The following is a 416-nucleotide window of genomic DNA, read 5'->3' on the forward strand; positions in this document are numbered from 1 at the left end:
GCTCGACTGACCTCCGTCGGAGGACCTTGAATGGCGAGATCAAGGCGCAACGCCGGTCTTCTCATGGCTCGATGGTTCAGTGCTGTTGGTCCGCTACGCGGAGTTGGAGTCAGGCGAGCGGTGGCGTCGGTCTGCCTGCTGCTGCTCATAGCCGGGTTCGTCGGCGTGCCGGTCTACGTACGACCGCAGGTCGATCCGCTGCAGCCCGCCGATGCGATATTGATCCTCGGCGGCGCCGATTCCCGCCGGTATTCGTTCGGTCTCGAACTCGGCGCAGCCGGCTGGGCACCCACCGTGGTCCTGTCGAACCCCTACGGGGCGAAAGACGAGTGGTTAACCGAACTTTGCGCGACGCCACAAACCAACTTCGAGTTGGACTGTTTCGTCCCTGATCCGCCGACAACAAGGGGCGAAGC

Annotated in this window: 1 pseudogene; it reads left to right on the forward strand. The window is 63.5% G+C overall.

Annotated features, from left to right (window positions below):
• Positions 1-120: 120 nt before the first annotated feature.
• Positions 121-416, forward strand: a pseudogene (locus AC1U2B_RS28610) (hypothetical protein); the annotation flags it as partial.

The sequence above is a fragment of the Mycolicibacterium sp. P4_G11 genome (assembly GCF_056555145.1).